Origin of the sequence: Bradyrhizobium sp. CIR18, from assembly GCF_014198295.1 — a bacterium.
GTDB lineage: Bacteria > Pseudomonadota > Alphaproteobacteria > Rhizobiales > Xanthobacteraceae > Bradyrhizobium.
In genome coordinates this window covers 246,562-265,718 of the sequence record NZ_JACIHF010000009.1, presented here as the reverse complement: position 1 = coordinate 265,718, position 19,157 = coordinate 246,562, and the positions used below count along the sequence as shown (strand labels likewise).

The 19,157-nt window shown below is 65.2% G+C and carries 11 protein-coding genes; 7 read left to right on the top strand and 4 right to left on the bottom strand.

The genetic code is table 11. The annotated features are described in order from the left end of the window. Positions 1-52 precede the first annotated feature (52 nt). Positions 53-6,511 carry a non-ribosomal peptide synthetase gene (locus GGD65_RS26425; protein ID WP_183237103.1) on the bottom strand — a complete coding sequence of 2,153 codons (6,459 nt, stop codon included), beginning with the start codon at positions 6,509-6,511 and terminating at the stop codon, positions 53-55. A 136-nt stretch (positions 6,512-6,647) separates the two neighbouring features. On the opposite strand from GGD65_RS26425, the gene GGD65_RS26420 reads away from it, so the two are divergent. The 5 genes from GGD65_RS26420 to GGD65_RS26400 all read left to right on the top strand — a co-directional run bounded on the left by GGD65_RS26420 (position 6,648) and on the right by GGD65_RS26400 (position 13,030). Continuing rightward, entirely contained in the window at positions 6,648-10,109 is a 3,462-nt protein-coding gene (locus GGD65_RS26420) for an AAA family ATPase (protein WP_183237102.1), read from the top strand. Between the two features lies 1 nt (position 10,110). Next, positions 10,111-10,902, top strand: a complete 792-nt coding sequence (locus tag GGD65_RS26415; RefSeq protein ID WP_183237101.1) for a protein-L-isoaspartate O-methyltransferase — start codon at positions 10,111-10,113, stop codon at positions 10,900-10,902. Between the two features lie 95 nt (positions 10,903-10,997). Beyond that, a complete protein-coding gene (locus tag GGD65_RS26410) occupies positions 10,998-11,378 on the top strand; it encodes a hypothetical protein (protein WP_183237100.1) in 381 nt (126 codons plus the stop codon). A 242-nt stretch (positions 11,379-11,620) separates the two neighbouring features. Continuing rightward, positions 11,621-11,971, top strand: coding sequence for a DUF6036 family nucleotidyltransferase (locus GGD65_RS40325; protein WP_246783403.1), 351 nt, complete (start codon positions 11,621-11,623; stop codon positions 11,969-11,971). Positions 11,972-12,079: 108 nt separating this feature from the next. Further along, positions 12,080-13,030, top strand: a complete 951-nt coding sequence (locus tag GGD65_RS26400; RefSeq protein WP_092253871.1) for a DUF6492 family protein — start codon at positions 12,080-12,082, stop codon at positions 13,028-13,030. A gap of 10 nt (positions 13,031-13,040) precedes the next feature. Here GGD65_RS26400 and GGD65_RS26395 read toward each other — a convergent pair whose 3' ends face one another. After that, positions 13,041-14,108, bottom strand: coding sequence for an endo-1,4-beta-xylanase (locus GGD65_RS26395; protein ID WP_183237099.1), 1,068 nt, complete (start codon positions 14,106-14,108; stop codon positions 13,041-13,043). Between the two features lie 332 nt (positions 14,109-14,440). Here GGD65_RS26395 and GGD65_RS26390 point away from each other — a divergent pair, with 332 nt between their 5' ends. Continuing rightward, entirely contained in the window at positions 14,441-15,877 is a 1,437-nt protein-coding gene (locus GGD65_RS26390) for a lipopolysaccharide biosynthesis protein (RefSeq protein WP_183237098.1), read from the top strand. Positions 15,878-16,118: 241 nt separating this feature from the next. Further along, positions 16,119-17,675, top strand: coding sequence for a L,D-transpeptidase (locus tag GGD65_RS26385; protein WP_183237097.1), 1,557 nt, complete (start codon positions 16,119-16,121; stop codon positions 17,673-17,675). 31 nt (positions 17,676-17,706) lie between these two features. On the opposite strand, the gene GGD65_RS26380 is transcribed toward GGD65_RS26385, so the two are convergent. Further along, the gene (locus GGD65_RS26380; protein WP_183237096.1) at positions 17,707-18,519 is read right to left on the bottom strand and encodes a class I SAM-dependent methyltransferase; all 813 of its coding nucleotides are present in this window, start codon (positions 18,517-18,519) and stop codon (positions 17,707-17,709) included. Positions 18,520-18,601: 82 nt separating this feature from the next. Then, entirely contained in the window at positions 18,602-19,141 is a 540-nt protein-coding gene (locus GGD65_RS26375; protein WP_183237095.1) for a VOC family protein, read from the bottom strand. Positions 19,142-19,157: the final 16 nt, after the last annotated feature.

Below are 19,157 nucleotides of genomic sequence, written 5' to 3'. Positions count from 1 at the left end.
GTCATGCACAGCTTTGACGAGTGAACCCGTATTAGTCCGCGATGTCATCCGCTCACGCCGCGTTGCGCGCGAGTAATCGTTCGAGCGGCGTGTTGGGCTGGGCGACGGCGGCCCCCAGCAGCGCAACGAGATCCTCCATCCACGCGCCGACCCTGCGGCCGTCGAGTAGCTCAAGCTTGTAATTGCATGAGCCGGTGATGCCGGTCGGGCGCTCCTTGAGCATCAGCGACAGCCATGTCTGGTCGATCGGCAGCACCGGCTGGCCTTCGCGTGCGATGTTGCCGATCGATCCTGTCGCGAGGTCCGGGAGATCGAGCGGCTGGCGCAGCGGATTTTGCAGCGTGAAATAGACCTGGAGCAGCGAGGCCGGATCGATCCCCTCCCGCTCCAGATGGTCGGCCAGGATGTTGAAGGGCAGCTCTTGCCGCGCATGCGCGTCGAGCACGCTCGGGCGTACCCGCGCTAGCGCCTGCGTGAACGATAGCTCCGGCGTGATTTTGGTGCGGACGATCACCGTGTTCTCGAACGGGCCGACGATTCGGTCGGTGTCCGGCTGGGCGCGATTGGCCATGGCGGTCGCGATAGAGATGTCGGTGCGACCCGTCCGGGCCAGCAGGAGGGCCTTCAGACCGGTGAGCAGGCACATGAACAGCGTGCCATTGTGCCGGCCGGCGAACACCGTGAGTCGGCTGATCAGCTCACGATCCAGATTCACCGGATGATGCCCGGTCGACGCGCCCGGGCTTGATTCGCCGTCGAAAACGGACACCGCGCCGCGCAAATTCTCCGTCCAGTCGGCCGCCTGCAGGCGGGCGGCGTCCGTGCCGCACCACCAGCGCTGCCAGCGTGCGACGTCCGAAAAGGCCGGGGGCGGCTTCGGTAGCGGTACCGACTGATATCCGGCCAGCGCCGCATAGCGGCTGGACAATTCCTCGAACAGCACGCCGATCGACCAGCCGTCGACAATGGCATGATGCAGCGTCAGCAGCAGCACATGTTCGTCGTCATGGAGCCGCAACAGCCGGGCGCGGAGCAGCGGCGCGCGCGTCGTGTCGATGGGCGTAGAGGTCTCCTGTTGGATCAGAAGATCGATCTTCCGGAGCTCCAGTGCCTTGCGCCGCTTGTTGGCGTGGGGATGACCGTCGCCGATCGTCTCGATCGTCAGGACACGGCCGAGGGTGCCGGGTGCGGCGATGCGGCTGACGGGCTCCTCGCCGTTCCAGCCGAACGCGGTCCGCAGCGATTCGTGCCGGCGCACGACGTCCTCGATCGCCTGTGCCAGGGCGGCCGCATCGAGCGGACCCTGCAGACGGAACGCGAAGGGCAGGTTGAACAGCGGCAACCCCGGGAGGTTCTGCTCGATCCGCAGCATCTGGTCCTGCGCGATCGAGAGCGTTGGTCCGCTGCTATCGGTCAGGCTCGCTTCAGCCAGACTTTTCACGCTTGCGGCAGGCTTGCGCGGCGTCGCCGCCATGGCCTGGTCGACCCGCCGGGCAAGCCCTTCGATCGTCGGTGCCTCGAAGATGGTCTTGATCGGCAGCGACACGCCGAGCGCGCGGGCGATGCGCGCCATCGCCTGGCCCGCCAGCAGCGAATGGCCGCCAAGGTCGAAGAAATTGTCAGTGACACCCAGGCTTTCCACCTTGAGCAGGTCGATCCAGATGTCGGACAGCACCTTTTCAGTAAAGCGCCGCGCCGGCACGGGCGCGTCCGGTCCGGGCGCCTCCTGCTGCGTCGGCGCCAGCAGTGCGGACCGGTCGATCTTGCCATGGGCATTGAGCGGCACGTGATCCAGGAACAGGAATGCGGACGGGATGGCGTGGCCCGGCAACCGGCTCTTCAGGAATTCGCGCAGCTCGCTGGCGCTGATCCGGCTGTCGGGCTTTGCGACGATATGGGCGATCAGCCTGACATCGCCGCTCGCCTCGCGGCGCGGCTCGACGATGCCGGTCCGCACGCCCGGATGGTCGGCCAGCGCGTTCTCGATCTCCTTGAGCTCGATACGGTAGCCGCGGACCTTGACCTGATGGTCGGCGCGGCCGAGGCATTCGATCGTCCCGTCGGCACGGCGGCGGGCAAGATCGCCGGTGCGGTAAAGCCGACTGCCTGGCTGGCGCGAGAACGGATCGGGCAGGAAGCGCTGCCGGCTCTGCGCGGGATCGTTGACATAGCCGCGGCCGATTCCGGCGCCGCCGATGCAGAGCTCGCCGGTCACGCCGACCGGCTGCGGCTGGAGGTTGGCGTCGAGCACGTAGAGCTGGGTGTTCGGCAGCGGCGCGCCGACCGGAACGTTGCTCGTCGCGCTCGCCGGCGCTTTGGTCAGGCGATGCAGGGAGACGTCGTCGGAACATTCCGACGCGCCATAGGCGTTGATCAGCGGCACCTTTGGGCAACGGGCGAACCAGGCCTGGCAAAGCTCGACGGGCAGCGGCTCGCCAGTCGAGATCAGCAGCCGCAATCTCGCAAAGGCGCGCCGGACCTGCGCCTCGTTCATCCGTTCGACGATGACGCGCAAAAGCGACGGGACGATCTCGAGCACCGTGATGCCTTCGCGTTCAATCTCCCGCGCCAGCAGGATCGGGTCCTGCACGATCGCGTTGTCGCAGACATGCACGCGCGCGCCGACCATCGGCCCCGCCAGGAACTGCCAAACCGATATGACAAAGCTCTGCGGCGCGGTCTGCGCAATCACGTCCCTGGCGGAGAGGCCGAGCTCGGCAATCAGCGAGGCCAGATGGTTCGACAGGCCCCGCTGCTCGATCATGACGCCCTTCGGCGCGCCGGAGGAGCCGGACGTATAGATGAGATAGGCGAGGCTAGAGGCTGTGTGCCGTACGGCGCGGGACGGCTTGGTCGATCCCGAGGCGATCGCATCTTCGAGTTCAGCCACCGGGATGCGCTCGACCAGCGGTTCGAGCAGCGCGGCAACCATGGGTGACCGCGCGCGGCTGGTCAGCAGCATGCGGGCGCAGCTCGATCCGAGAATGGTCGTGAGCCGCGCCGGCGGCTGATCGGGATCGAGATTGAGGAAGGCCGCGCCCGCGCGCTGGACGCCGATCATCGCGGCGAGCAGTTCGGGGCCGCGATCCGCAAGCAAGGCCACCACGCTCTCGGCACCGACGCCTTCGCGCACCAGCCAGCGCGCAACCGACCGGCTGCGGCGCGCCAGCTCGCGATAGCTCAGGGAGGTGTGTCCATCCGTCACCGCGATGGCGTTCGGCGTCATCCTGGCCTGACGGTCGAAGCGTTCACTTACATTGCCGCTTGTGATGAAATTGGCCGGCGCGCCCCGGCCTGTCGTCAGCAATTGCCGGCGCTCGGCCTCGTTGAGGAGCGGCAGGCGCGAGATGCGCTGCTCCGGATTGGCGATGACGGCCTTCAGCAGAGACTTGAACTGTGCCGCCATGCCGTCGATCGTCGCGGCGTCGAACAGATCGGTGGCGTATTCGAAGAAGCCGGTGAAGCGGCCGTCGGCCTCGACCAGCTCGAGCGTGATGTCGAAGCGCGCCACTTTCGGATCGATCTCCAGCCGCCGCGTCGAGAGGCCGGGAAAGCGGGCCGCCTCGATCGAGGCGTTCTGGAGGATGAACATGATCCGGAACAGCGGATTGCCGTCACTGCGGCGTGCGATCTGCAATGCGCGCAACACCTCCTCGATCGCAAGGTCCTGGTTGCGGTAGGCATCGAGCGTGATCTGCCGGACCCGCCGCAACATCTCGCTGAAGCTCGGGTCGCCGCTAAAATCGTTGCGCAGGATCAGGGTGTTGGCAAACAGCCCGATCAGGCGCTCGCTCTCGATCTGGTTGCGATTGGCGATCAGCGATCCCGTCGCGACGTCCTCATGCCCAGTGTGGCGGTACAGCAGGCACTGGAAGACTGAGAGCAGCGTCATAAAAGGCGTGACGCCCTGATCCTGGCTCAATGCTCGGACATCGCCCGAGAGAGCCTTGGAGAACTCGAAATAGTGGCGAGCGCCGTGACCGCTCCAGACCTCCGGCCTCGGCCGGTCGGTCCGCAGCGGCAGCGTGGTGACGCCGTCGAGTTGGCCTCGCCAATAGTCGAGCTGGTCCTTGGCTGCTGGCGTCTGCGCCCAGCTCTGCTGCCAGAGCGCGAAGTCGCGATATTGAAAAGCGGGCAAAGGCAATGCCGCCACGCTCTTCTTGTGAGCGGCGGCGTAGTGGGCGGCAAGCTCCTCCCAGAACAGGCGTTGCGACCAGCCGTCGGTGACGAGGTGATGGACATTGACCACCAGCGCATGGCTCGTCTTGTCGAACGACAGCAGGGTGACTTTCAGCGGCGGCTCGTGCGCCAGATCGAACTTGTATTGCGCGAGCTTGAGCGCCTCGCGCCTGATCACTGCGGTCCGCTTGTCGGCAGGACAGGGCTTGAGCTTGACCCGCTTGAGCCGCGACGGCGATTGCAGCACGAGCTGCGCCGGCTCGCCCTGCCGCTCGACGACGACCGAGCGCAGCGCCTCGTGGCGCGCGCTGATCACGGCAAGGCTCGCCTGAAGCGCGGCGACGTCGATCTGGCCGTTGAGCACCGCGACTTCGACGACGTTGTAATTGTAGCGCGTCGGATCGAGCCGCGAGAGCACGTACATCCGCTGCTGCTGGAACGAGAGCAGGGCGTCTGCTTCCATCGCCTGCCGCCAGGCCGGCAGTGTCGCCCCGGGCCGGCTTGCGGCGGTGTCGATCCGGGCTGCAAGCGCGACGACCGTGGCGCAATCGAAGATGTCCTCGAATGAGAAGTCGACGTTGAAGCGTTCGCGCAGGCGAGAGCGCATCTGCGTCACCGCGAGTGAATCCGCGCCGAGCGCGAAGACGTCCTGATCGATTCCGACCTGCGGCAGCTCCAACAGGCCGGCCCAGATCGCGGCGAGTTGTGTCTCCAGCGCGTTGCGCGGCAGCCGTGCCTCGTCGCCGTTCTCCGGCTTGGCGATCAGCTCGGCCAGCGCGTTGCGCTTGACCTTGCCGCTGCCGCCTTTCGGCAGGGCTGCCACGCTGCGGATCAAGCTCGGCACCTTGTAGGCCGCGAGCCGTTTGCGCGCGAACTGGCGCAGCTGATCCGAGGTCGCCTCCGCATCCGGTCGCAGCACCACGACGGCGGCGACGTTCTCGCCGAGCTTTTCGTGCGGGACGGCGAACACGCCGGCCTCCAGCACCGCCGGATGGCTGAGCAGGACCTCTTCCACCTCCAGCGGCGAGATCTTCTGCCCGCCGCGGTTGATGACGTCCTTGATGCGGCCGACGATGAAGAGATAGCCGTCCGCGTCGAGATAGCCGAGATCGCCGGTCCGGAACCAGCCGTCGCGGAAGGCGGCCTGTGTCGCCGCCTCGTCGTTGTAATAGCCGCGGCTCATGTTCGGTCCGCGCAGCATGATCTCGCCACGCTCGCCGCTCGCAAGCGCGCGGCCCGTCTCGTCCATGATCGCGATCTCGGGGCCGGCGGCGCGCCCGACCGATCCGACCTTGCGTTGCTCGAACGGATTGGCCGCGATCTGCGAGGCCGCTTCGGTCATGCCGTAGGTCTCGAGCACGGGAACGCCGAACGTCGCCTCCAGTCCTTGGAGGATCGTGGGCGCGAGCGAGGCCGAGGCCGAACGGATCACGCGCAGCGACGACGATCGGGCGCGGTCCGGGTCGGATTCCGCCGCCGTCAGCAGCGCGCGATGGATGGTCGGCACCGCCGTGTACCAGGTGGGCTGCAGCTCCCGCATCCAGCCGAAGAAGGACGGTGCATCGAAACCGTCGGTGCAGATCACGCTGGAGCCCGCGGCCAGCGCCGTCAAAAGGCCGGAGATCAGGCCATGGGCGTGAAACAGCGGCAGGACGTTGAGCAGGCGATCGCGGGACGAAAGCGACAGCACGTGGCCGGCATTGTAGGCAGACAGGCATACATTGCGATGCGTCAGCGGTACCATTTTCGGCCGCGCCGCCGTGCCTGACGTCAACAGGATGAACGCATCGTCGTCGCCGCGCGAGGCGCCGCCGGTCGCCGCCGGCCCGACCGTCGGACCGATGAATTTGCCGCCGCCCAGATTGTCTTGCGGTCCCGGCACGAAATCGATCACCGCGATATCGAGTGCCTTGGCGACGTCGCGGCTTGCCGAGTTCATGTCGGCCCGGGTCACGAGCGCGGTCAGCTTCAGTTCGCTGAAATAACGCTGCAGCTCGTCCGCGGTCAGATCGGGATTGACGGGGACGCAGGCGCCGCTCGAGGCAACCGCGATCAGCGCCAGCGCGCTGTCGGCGCCGCGCGGCAGCGCAACCGCAATCCGGTCGGCAGAGGTGATGCCGAGCCGGCGCAGCGTGCCGACGAGATCCTGCGTCACCTCGCCAAGCGCGCCGTAGTTGAGGACGGGCCGACCCGGGGCGAGGAGGGCGGGCGCCGCTGGCGTCTTGCGGGCGTAGAAATCGAGCAGGCCGCCGATGTGGACGAAGGTCTTCGTTTCGGCCGCCGTACCGTTTGATTCCTCCGGGGCTGGGAGTGTGACGTCCGACAATTCCATTCCCTTTTGATCCGATTGAGCTATTCTTCCAAGAAGTCAGGGAACGCGTCCAGTCTGAGGTGAAGTTTTGGCCCCAAAATCTGTGGTTGAGGGGCCCTAAGCCCTTCGACGGAATTATGGTCGGGCAAAAATCACCATGCTGGAGAATGGGCCGGACACGGAAAGGGAAGGCGAGCTGAAGCGCTGGCTCGAGGGCGTCGGCCTCGGCCACTACGCCGATCTCTTCGTACAGCACCGTCTCGATCTCGACGTCATGGGTGACCTGACCGAGTCCGATCTGGTCGAGCTCGGATTGCCGCTCGGCGATCGCAAGCGGCTGCAGCGGGCGATGGCGGCGCTGTTCCAGGCGGAAACGGCCGAGGCGCCCGCGACAATAGTGCCGCCAACGCGCACGGAGGTCGGCGCTGAACGGCGTCAGCTCACCACCATGTTCTGTGACATGGTGGATTCCACCTCGCTGTCCGTGCAGTTCGATCCGGAAGACGTCCGCGACATGATCGCGAGCTTCCGCGAAACCTGCGTCCGTGTGGTCAAGCATTACGAGGGCTTTGCCGCCCGTTTCGTCGGCGATGGTATCCTCGTCTATTTCGGCTATCCGACCGCGCATGAGGACGATGCCGAACGCGCGGTGCGCGCCGGGCTCGAGATCGTGCGGCTGCTATCGAGCGCACGCGCGACCGAGCTGCGCGGTGGGCTCAGCCACTCACCCGCCGTCCGCATCGGGATCGCGACCGGCCTCGTCGTGGTCGGCGATCTCGTCGGACAGGGCACCGAAGAGCGCGACTCCGCGGTCGGAGAAACCGTCAATCTCGCCGCGCGCCTGCAGGGCCTCGCGCCGCCCAACGGCGTGGTGATTTCCTCATCGACCCAGTCGCTCTTGAAGGGGAAGTTCGACTACCGCAATCTCGGGGTCCATGCCTTGAAGGGGATATCCGAGAAGACGCAGGCCTGGCACGTGGTGCGCGCCTCGCGGGTGGAGACCCGTTTTGCCGCCGCCATGGGCACGCGGCTGACGCCGCTCGTCAACCGCGAGGAGGAGATCGCGCTGTTGATGGGCCGCTGGGAGCAGGCCAAGGATGGTGATGGCCAGGTCGTGGTCAAGTTCGGCGAGCCCGGCATCGGCAAGTCGCGCATCATCCAGGAAATCTTCGAGCGGATATCGGGCGACCGGCATGGACAGGTCTCGTTCCAGTGCTCGCCCTACTACACGTCCACCGCGTTCTATCCGTTCGCCGAGCAGCTCAAATTCTACCTCGGCCTCGACCGCGAGGATGCGTCCGCGCTGTCGCTGGCGGGCCTGGAGAGCGCGATCGCCGCCGCTCATGGCGACATCGAGCAGGTCACGCCGCTGTTTGCCGCGCTGTTGTCGATACCGACCGGCGACCGCTATCCGCGGCTCGAGCTGTCGCCGCAGCAGCAGAAGGATGCGACCGTCGGGGCGCTGGTCAATCACTTCCTCGGCCTTGCGCGCGAGATGCCGCTGGTGATCGCGTTCGAGGATTTGCACTGGATCGACCCGACCTCGCGCGAGGTGATCGACCTCCTGGTCGACCGGGTGCAGAACCGGCCGATCCTGGTCATCATCACCGCGCGGTCCGAATTCCAGCCGAGCTGGAACGCGCATTCGCACATCACGACGCTGGTGCTGAACCGCCTGAGCCGGCAGCTGCGCGCCACGCTGGTGGAGCGCGTCGCCGGCAGAGAGCTGCCCAAGGAGGTCGTCGAGGAGATCATCGTCAAGACCGACGGCGTGCCGCTGTTCCTGGAGGAGCTGACCAAGACGGTCCTCGAATCCAACCTGCTGACCGAGCGGCAAGGGCGCTACGTGCTGTCGGGCCCGTGGCGGCAGCTCGCGATCCCGGCAACCCTGACCGACTCGCTGATGGCGCGGCTGGACCGGATGGGGCCGTTCAAGCGGATCGCGCAGATCGGCGCCACCATCGGCCGCGAGTTTTCCTACGAGACGCTGCACGCGGTCGCCAATACGCCGGCGGAACAGATCGAGGCGGCGCTCAATCATCTGGAGCAGGCCGGGCTGATCATGCGCCGCGGTCTTCCGCCCGATGCGCTCTATTCCTTCAAGCACGTCATGATCCAGAACGCCGCGCATGCGAGCCTGCTGCACAGCGAGCGGCGCAAGCTGCATTCACGGATCGTCCAGGTGCTTGCCGAGATGTATCCGGAGAAGACCGAGCGCGAACCGGAGCTGCTCGCCCATCACATGACTGAATCCGGCCAGAGCGAGGGCGCCGCGAGCTTCTGGCTCAAGGCCGGCAAGCAGGCGGCAAAGACCGGCGCCAATCTGGAGGCGATCGGCCATCTGCGCCGCGGCCTCAGCGTCGTGCAGGCCAATGCGCGGATGCAGGGCGCCGACGAAATGGAGCTCGAGCTGCGCATTGCGCTCGGCAACGCGCTGATCGCCGCCAAGGGCTACGCGGTCCAGGAGGTCGAGGAGAACTACATCCGCGCGCTCGAGCTCGGCCAGCAGCTTGACGACGACGAAAAGATCTTTGCCGCCACCCGCGGGCTCTGGGTCTGTCACTTCATCCGCGCCGATCTCACCCGCGCGCACGATCTCAGCGTCGAGCTGTTGAAATTCGCCAAGCGCGAGCGGCTCAACGAGCGGACACAGCCGGCGCAGCAGACCGGCTATCTGATCGAGGCGCACCGCTCGATCGCGATGACCATGCTCTATCGCGGCCGCTTTGCCGCTTCCCAACATCATCTGCACCGCTGCATCAATCTCTACAGCCCGGATCTCCACTCCGATCTGATGGAGCGGCATGGCATCGATCCCGGCGTCGTCTCGCTGTCCTATCTCGGCTACCTCCTGTGGTTCCTCGGCCGCCCCGACGCGGCGCGCCAGCACAGCGAGCAGGCGATCGCGAATGCCGAGAAGATCCGCCATCCTTTCACGCTCGCCTTCGCGCTCGTGTTCGGTGCGTATCTCTGCCAGCACTTGCGCGACGTCGAGGGCACGCGCGACCATGCCAACCGCGCCATGATCATCGCCACCGAGCATAATTTTCTGCATTGGAAGCAGCAGGCGGCGATCCTGCGCGGCTGGGCGCTGGCGCAACTCGGCGAGGCCGATGAAGGCCTCAGCCAGATGCGCTTCGGCCTCGACGAGTACGAGGCGATGGATTCTTGGCTCGCCGGCTGCTGGTTCCGCTGCCTGCTTGCGGAGGCCTACGCCAAGGTCGGGATGCGCGAGGCCGCCTTGCGCGCGCTCGATGGTGCGCTCGCGACCGCGCGGCGGACCGGCGATCATTCCTATCTCGCCGAAGTCTATCGCCTGCAGGGCGAGATCACGCTGTCGGACGGCGACCCGGCCTCGGCACAGGAGGCCGGTGATCTGTTCGCGCTGTCGCTGGAGATCGCGCGCAAGCAGGGCGCGTTGTCCTGGGAGCTTCGCACCGCCGTCAGCCTCGCGCACCTGTCACATCAAGCCGGCAGGCGCGAGCACGCGCGTCTGCTGCTCGTGCCCGTTGTCAGCAAGTTCAGCGAGGGTTTTTACACGCCGGACCTGAAGCAGGCGGTGCAGCTCGTCAACGAGCTCGGTGCGGACGCGCCGGTCCGCGAACGCGCCGACCCCTGACATGAGCGATCTTGCCGCCGCGCGTGCGCGCTATGTGGAGAGGATTGCAAAGCGCGAGCGGATTGCCTCAAAGCGCCTGCTCGAAGCGCTCGCCGCCATCCCGCGCGAAAACTTTCTGCCGAGAGGGCCCTGGCGGATCAAGAGTGAAGCGGCGCGCAGCTATCGGCTGACGCCGGATGGCGATCCCGTCCATCTCTATGACAACGTGCTGGTCGCAATCGACGCGCGCCGCAAGCTCGACACCGGGCTGCCCAGCCTGTGGGCGCATTTCATCGATTTGCTCGACATCAAAGAGAAGCACCGCGTGGTCCAGATCGGCTGCGGGCTCGGCTATTTCTCGGCGGTGTTGTCGAGGATCGTGGGACCGAAGGGCAGGTTGATCGCCATCGAATGCGACGAGCGTCTGGCGCGCCGCGCTGCAGGTTTCCTTCAGACTTATCATAACGTCGAGGTGGTCCATGGCGACGGATGTGAGGAGATCCGCGAACCGGCTGACGTGATCATCATCCACGCCGGCTTCTCGCATCCGCATCCGCTCTGGCTCGAGGCGCTTCGGCCGCGCGGCCGCCTGTTGGTGCCGCTGACCCAGCGGGACCGTGAAGGCGCCGCCCTGAAGATCACGCGCAGGGGCGGGGGGTTCGAAGCCGAGGCGGTGCAGCAGATCCGGATCTTCCCCGGCCAGGGCCGTGGTGTGACCGCGCTCGACGACCGTGTCGCCGACTGGTGGCAGCGTGCCGCGGCTCTGGCGCCGCTGCGCTTTCGCGGGATCGAGCAGGGACTGCCGTCGGATTAGGGCTTGCCGGAATCGAGGTGGCAACTTCTGGAAGTTATGCTCTTTTTTGTTTCGCGTTGGTTGTCTATATTCTGGTCCGGTCCACGGACAAGCAGATGAGTGACGGATTGAACGAAGGCGTGGTTGGCGACACCGCTAAGCTGATGATGCATCGGCTGATCGCGCGGAGACTTCGTCGTGACCCAACTTTGGTGGACAAGGCCAAGGCAGCTCACACGCGTCAGGCCGACCAATTCACCAACTGGCCATTCGTGCAGGAATGGCAGGAATTGCTGGCGCTTCCGACCGGAGAGTTGGCGGTGAAACTGATCAGTCGCGATCGCGAGATGGTCAGATTGCGCAATTCGTCGCCGTTCTTTCTCACCGATGGCATTCATTTCGGCGATTACGACACGAGGATCCGGCTACGGAGGGCTGCGAGAAGAATCGTCGAGCGCGGCTTGAGCACTCAACTCGCTTCTGCTCGAGGCCTGTGATGCCTGGTGGCCCCTTCCGCGATTTCGAGGATTTCCTCTGAGGGCACTTGCCTTGGAGTTCAAGACGGACACCGTGTTCATCGTTGGTAGCCAGGCGATTCTGGCTTCCATGTCGGACGCGCCGGAGGCGGCGACGGAATCGCCGGAAATCGATGCGTTTCCAGCAAACGCGAAAGTCTGGGAAATGACGGAGGCCAAGCGCACGCGTGACGGTGTGCAGCCTATTGCGTCTGAGCACATCGATGGTCTTTTCGGATCTGAAAGCCACTTTCACCGAACACATGGTTTCTACATCGACGGCGTGGATGAGACGACGGCCAAGCTTCCGAGAGGCTGGCGGCACCGCGCCGTTACAGGTGCAGACCGAAGTCGAAGGACGGACGGTGATCGGCGTGGCGCCAGCGCCGGAAGACCTCGTCGTGTCCAAGATCGCCAGATTGGATGAGAGGGACAAGCGGTTCGTTGGCGCGATCCATGAGACGCATCCGTTGGACCTGGAGTTGATCGAACGGAGAATCCGAGAAACCGACCTTGATCCGGCTATTGCGGAGCGAGCGGTCGCCTACATCAGAAGCCTGAAATCCAAAAGCTAGATTTCCCGTGTCGCGCTCCATTTCGCTTTACCTTGATTCAGGTTGAGAGTTTCCAGTCTCTATCCGCGCCGCTATGAGTACGGCCTGATGGCCATTTGAGCGCGCTCCATGCATTCCGTTGCCCTGCTGACCGCCAGCTATGCCAAGGATATCGAACGCTTTTCGCTGCTCAGCGAGAGCATCGACACCTGGCTCTCGGGATACACGCGGCATTATGTTCTCGTTAACGATGAAGACGTGCCGCTGTTCGAGCGCTTCGCCTCCGACAAGCGGGTCATCGTTCCGGCCTCGCGCTATTTGCCGAAATGGCTGTTTGCGCTGCCGCCGGCGCTCCAGTTCATCAGCAAGCGCCGCGTCTGGCTGTCGCTGCTGTCCTCGCCGGTGCATGGCTGGCACATCCAGCAGATCCTGAAGATCGCCGGCGTCCTCAATGCGCCCGAGCAGCGCGTCTGCATCCTGGATTCGGACAATCTGTTCTTCCGCGAATTCGACGTCGGCCAATATGCCGGGGCTGAGAAGACGCCTCTGTTCGTCACGCCGAAGGACATCCGCGCTGACCACCCGCTGCACGGGCTGTGGCTGCGCACCGTCGATCAGCTTCTCGGTATCAAGGATCGCTCGTTTCCCGCCGATGATTATGTCGGCAACGCGCTGGTCTGGGACAAGGACACCGCGCGCGCGATGACCGCCGCCATCAAGTCGGCGACCGGCTTGAACTGGGTTCTGGCGCTGTGCCGGAAGAAGAAGTTCTCGGAATATCTGATGTACGGCCACTTCGTCGCGAACTCGCCCGCGCATCTTGCCGCCCATCGGGTCACCGAAGACAGCATCGCGGTCTCGCATTGGGATGACACGCCGCTCGACCGCCCGGCGATCGAAGCGCTGATGCGTGCCGCTTCGCCCGGGCAGGTCGCGCTCTGCATCCAGTCCTATTCCTCGACCTCGGTCGAGGATATCCGCGACGTGTTCCGCCTCAGCTCGCGCGATCGCCGGGCTCCGAGCCTGTCTCCCGAAGATATGGGTGACGCGGCCGAGTTCGAGGTGAAGACGCGCAGCTAAGCTCGCGCGTTCAAACGTCCTTTGTGAACTTGCTGATCACGTCCATGAATGGCTTCGGCTTGAACTCGCCGTCGAGCGGCAGCGGCCGGTTCGGCTGCTTGTCCGCGCGGGCGAAGGTGCCGTTGATCCAGCTGTAGCGATCCGAGAGGCCCCAGGTCAGGATCGACCGCACCGGGCCGCTGGTTGAAATGGCCGTCAGCAGATCGTCGACGCGTTTGGCGACGATGGCGTCGCGCTCGGCCGGATTGCCCGTCAGCTTCTGGTCGTCGACGTCGAGTTCGGTGACATACACCTCGAGTCCCCACGAGCGCAGCTCGGTGACGAACTCGGCGAGCCCATGGGTATCGATCTCGAGCTCGGCGTGCAGATGCGATTGCAGTCCGACGGCGTGCAGCGGAACACCCTGGTCGAGCAGGTCCATGATCAGATTGCGATAAGCCGCGCGCTTGGCAATGAAGGAATCCTTGGCCGACTCGATATCATATTCGTTGATCGCGAGCTTGACGAACGGATTGGCCGCAGCGGCCGTGCGGAACGCCAGCGGAATCCAGCTCTGGCCGAGATGCTGCGTCCAGAACGTGTCGCGCCGGTCCTTCGGGCTGCGGGGATTGTCCGGGATCGGCTCGTTGACGACGTCCCACGACGTCAGCTTGTCCTTGTAATAGGAGACGACGGTGCCGATGTGGTCGACATAGGCGCGCTCGACGCCGCGTGTGTCCTTGATCTGCTTGGCCCAGTCCGGAATGTCGTGATACCAGGCCAGCGCGTGGCCGCGCATCGTCAGATCGTTGTCCCGCGCAAAATCCAGAATCGCGTCGGCGCGCTCGAAATTGAACGTGTGCGCATTCGGCCGCAGCATCGGCCATTTCAGCTCGAGCACCGGGACGACCTGCGTGCAATAGGTGCTGATGGCTTCGCCGAGCCTGGGATCGGCCTGCAGGTCCCAGAGCGTGGCCGCTGCGCCGAACCCCGGATGGCGCTGCGCCAGTTTCGACGCCGGCGCCGCCGACGCGGATGCGCCCGCCGCGAGGGCTGCGGCGCTGCCGAGGAGAAATTCGCGTCTGTCGAGCCTGGTCACGGCCGTCCTTTTCGAACCAACGCACCATCGTACCAAGCGGCGCCCGGCGACGCCGGGGTTTCGCCTTGTTGGGTTAACCTCTGCCGCCTGGAAGTCATGGTTCCTTTTCGTGATCGCGCCTTGCCGTTCAGGGAAGGGCAAATTTAACGCTAACGCGCGAAAGCGGCTCCAAGGCTTCATTCGCCGCCCGATCTGCAGACTTATGTGACACTCTTGAGCGATGCTGCGGCGCATTCGTTTGCCCCGCCAAAGGCCCCATTTAAGGCCCCATTCAAGGCCCCATTGATGAACGGCCGCCACACTCGCAAGACCGCTGCCGGTCCCGTGCTCGCATGCTGAACCGACATTTTTCGATTTATCTCGTCGCCTACATCCTGCCTGCGGCGGTGGGCTTCTTCGCGGTCACGGCCTATACGCGGCTGCTGACGCCGGCAGAGTACGGCGTCTATGTCGTCGGCATCAGCCTCGCCGGCATTCTGGGCGCGATCTTCTTCGCCTGGATCAAGCTGTCGGTGTCCCGTTATCAGGCGATGTCGGCGGAGGTTGATTTTCGCGGAACGGCGATGGTCGCCTTTGGACTTACGGTCGCCGTGCTGTGCGCCACGACGCCGCTGGTCTTCCTGTTCCGTAGCGACCTCAGTGTCGAGCTGCTGCTCGCCAGCATGTTCGTCGCGGTCATGGCCAATGCGGTCGATGTCGGCCAGGAATTCGAGCGCGCCAAGTTGCGTCCCTACCGGTTTGCCGCGATCTCGATCGTGCGCAGCGTGTCGAGCGTCGGCTTTGGCCTCCTCGGCATCTGGCTCGGCTGGGGTGGATTGGGGTTGCTTGCCGCGTTTGGTCTGGGGTCGCTCACTGGCATCATCCTGAACCTCGTCGGCGACCGCACCAAGATCGCGCGCTTCCAGCGCAGCCAGTTCATGCAGCTCGCGCGTTACGGCCTGCCGCTGACGCTGGCCGGGCTTTCCGTTGCAGTTTATTCGGCCTGCGACCGCCTGATTGTCGCGTATCTGCTCGGCAAGGACGCCGCCGGCATCTTCGGCGTTGCCGCCGACCTGCCGCGCCAGTTCATGGTCATGATCGCATCCAGCGTTGCCGCGGCCACCGTGCCGCTGGTGTTCCGGTCGTTGTCGGAGAATAGCAAGGAGGCGACGCGGGAGCGGCTGACCGAGAGCCTCGAGCTTCTGCTCGTCGTCGTCACCCCCGTTGCGATCTGGCTCGCGCTTGCAGCGGATCAGGTTGCCGGCACGCTCGTCGGCATCGACTTCCGCGCCGGCGTGTCGGCGCTGCTGCCGACCCTGGTGCTCGCCCGCTTCTTCGGTATTGCCAACCAGTTCTACGTCCAGATCAGCTTCCAGCTTGCCGAGCGGCCCTTCATGCTGGCGGCGCAGTCCTTTCTCACGCTGGTGGTCAGCGTGGTCCTGATGTTCGCGCTGGTCGCCGGCTACGGCATCTACGGCGCCGCGCTTGCGACGCTTGCGACCGAGGCGCTCGGTTTCCTCGTTGCCGTCGTCCTGATGCATCGCGCCCACCCGGTCCCGTTCGACCTCGGCCGCCTCGCCGGTATTGCGGCCTCCGCAGCGGCGATGGCGGCTGCAATCCTGGCGGCGCGGTCGCAAGCGGGCGGCACCGGCTTCGTCTCGCTCCTCATCGTCAGCCTCGCCGGCGGCCTTGCCTATGTCGGAGCGGCCTGGCTGCTCAACGTCGCCAATGTCCGGACGTTGTCGCTGCGCTTCCTGCGAGGCTTCAACCGCAAGGCTCTGGGCGTCTGACGGGCGTGTCCTTGCCGGCAGAGGCGGACATTCTGCCGCAGTGAATGCCACCAGGTTCGGACCAACCCCGGCTGCAACCGACCTTCCGCCGGCTCGGGCCGTCATATATGAGGGATTTGTCGCCGGACCGAGCCGAATATCGCCACAGACGGAACGTATGGCGGCTGCGATTTCTTAATTGAATGACCGCAATCTGATACCTGATCGGCACGAGCGGGCTGGCATTTCGACCGAGGATGGCATGAAAAACCGACTGACGACGGCGCAACCCACCAAGGCGATGCGGCGTCGGGTGCCTCCCGGAATCGTGACATTGGCGGCAATGGCGGTCCTGGCGGCGGTCGCGCCGGCGAGCGCGGCCAAGCAGGCGCGCCAGCCCGCCGAGGCGGTGGCGCAGCGCCAGGCCGGCGATCCCATCATGGCGATCGTGTCGATCAAGAGCCAGCAGGTCACGTTCTACGATGCCGATGGCTGGATCTTGCGCGCGCCGGTGTCGACCGGCACCACGGGACGCGAGACGCCGGCCGGCGTCTTCGCCGTCGTCGAGAAGGACAAGGACCACCGCTCGACCATGTATGACGATGCCTGGATGCCGAACATGCAGCGCATCACCTGGAACGGCATCGCGCTGCATGGCGGACCGCTGCCCGGCTATGCCGCCTCGCACGGCTGCGTGCGCATGCCCTTCGGCTTTGCCGAGAACCTGTTCGACAAGACTTATATCGGGATGCGGGTGATCATCTCGCCCCACGATACGGTCCCGACCGATATCGCTCACCCCTCGCTGTTCGTACCGAAGCCGGAAGCGATCGCGGCAGCGCCCAGGCTGGCCGACAAGCTCTCCGTCGAGGCCGACGAGGCCACAAGGGCTGCCGACGAGGCCAAGAAGGCTGCGTCCGCCGCCGCCAAGGAAGCTGCGTCGCTTCCTGCCGCGCTGCGCAAGCTGGAACAGCAGAAGGCCCGCGCTGACGCCGAGCTCGCCTTCGCCGACAAGACGCTCGCGAATGCCAAGAACGATCAGGCCCGCGCCAAGGCCGAGGAGTTGAAGCAGAAGGCGGCGACCAAGGCCGCCGACGCGGCGACGCAGCTCGACGCCGCCAAGGCCGCCGCGCAGCCGAAGCGCGATGCCGTGGCCGCGACGAAGGACGCCGCGAAGGCCTCCGCGGCCAGGAAGGCCGACGCCGTGAAGGCTGCGACCGACGCGAAGCTCGCGGGTGAGCCGGTCTCGGTCTACATCAGCCGCTCGACACAGAAGCTCTACGTGCGGCGAAACACGCACAAGCCAGCCCCCGATGGCGGCGGCGAAGTGTTCGACACCAGCATCGAGGTTCCCGTCACGATCCGAAATCCCGAGCAGCCGATCGGCACGCATATCTTCACGGCGATGGCGAAGTCCGCTACGGGCTTGCGCTGGAGCGTGGTCACGATCGAAAACGGCGATGAGGCCCGCAATGCGCTCGACCGCATCACCATCCCGCAGGACGTCTGGGATCGCATCGGGCCAACTGCATTGCCGCGTTCTTCCATCATCATCTCGGACGAGCCGCTGAGCAGCGAAACCAATTACCGGACTGAATTCGTCGCGGTGCTGAGCGACCAACCGCAAGGCGGCTTCATCACGCGCAAGCCGACCGCTCCTGCCATGATCGCCAGCGATGACGGCTGGGACAATGGCGGTAACGGCTTCGGCTTCTTCTACCAACGTGACCCCTATGTACAGCCGGCCAATCCGCGCCGGCAGCGCGGCCAGTACCAATATTATCAGTCGACGGAGCCGATGCAGCGGAGCTGGTGGTAGGACGCAGGATAGCCGCCCGGGCGGCCTGCAGTTACGGACGCGCTTCGATCACCACAGCCTGAATCTTGCCCTCCACCGGTCCGGCGCCATGACGCGTCCGGATCGCCTCGGCGACAATGTCGGTCGCGGCCTGAAGCTTGCTGGCGTCTCTTGCCTCGATCTCGCTGCGCAGTGGCGTGCCCTGGCAAAGGGCGAGCGCGACATATTCGGGCGATGGCGCGCGGCTTGTTTCAGATCGCGTCTCGATCGAGATATCGCGGAAGCCGGCACGTTCGAGGTCGGCTCTGATGACGTCTCTGTCGTAATAGCCGTGGGGCGTGCGGACCATGAAGCGCGGCGGGTCGTCGGGAAATAGCTTTCCGAGCGCGACCGTCGCTTCATGCGTCAGCACATTGTCCTCGATCCGATCCCAGACGTTGAACACGAACGTGCCGTCCGGCTTCAGGACGCGCTTCACTTCCGTGTAAGCTTTGGTGCGGTCCGGAAAGAACATCGCGCCAAATTGGCAGCAGACCACGTCGAACTCGGCATCACCAAAGGGCAGGGCCATGCCGTCCGCCTGGCGCCAGCTGATGCGGTCATCGTCCTTCTGGCACTGCGCGGCGACTGCGAGCATGGGCTCGTTGAGATCGGTGGCTACGTAACGGATGCCGCGCGGCAGCGCCGCCGCTACGGCGCGCGTCACTGCGCCGGTGCCAGCGGCGATCTCGAGCAGCGCGGAGGGCGAGCGGGCGGCGATGCGTCTTGCGATGTCCTCCGCATAGACGGAGAAGATCATCGGGACGAGATACTCGTCGTAGATTTTCGGAATCGAGCCGGCGAAAACCTTGTCAGTGTCGGACATGCTTGCCTCGCTGAAGGTTCGGACACCTGGCTTATGTACCATGGTTTGTCCGCCAACGCGCCTGCCCAGCCGGCGACCGACACTACGATTTCCCGCCGCCGACCTCGCGGATCGGCCGCGTGCCGTCCCAACTCAGTGCAGCTTGCCGGACCTTCTCGAAGAACGGCCCCTTGGTGCCGCTGATGTCCGAAATCTCGATTACCGTGCCCGGATGGGCCTGGGTGTCGAAATAGGCAAAGCGCCCCTTCTCGCCGCCGATCTGGCCCTCATGGCCGATCCTGTAGCCGAGCCCGATCGCCTTGTCGTAGAGCGCCTGATAGTCGTGGCTCCAGTACGACATGTGCTGGAGGCCTTCGTGCCCGGCGTCGAGGAATTCCTTGTAGAGCGAGGGCGCGTCGTTGCGCTGCTGGATCAGCTCGATCTGGAGCTCGCCGGAATTTGCCAGCGCGATGCTCATCTCTACGGCGGAGTCCTCGCCGCGATGGCGAAACCAGTCGGTCTTGACGCGGTCCATGTAGTACCAGGGGCCGACCCCCATCACCTCGATCCAATGCTTCATCGCAGCGTGGATGTCCCGCACCACATATCCGTTCTGGCGCACCGCGCCGAAGATGCGGCTCATGCCCGCGCTCCTGTCC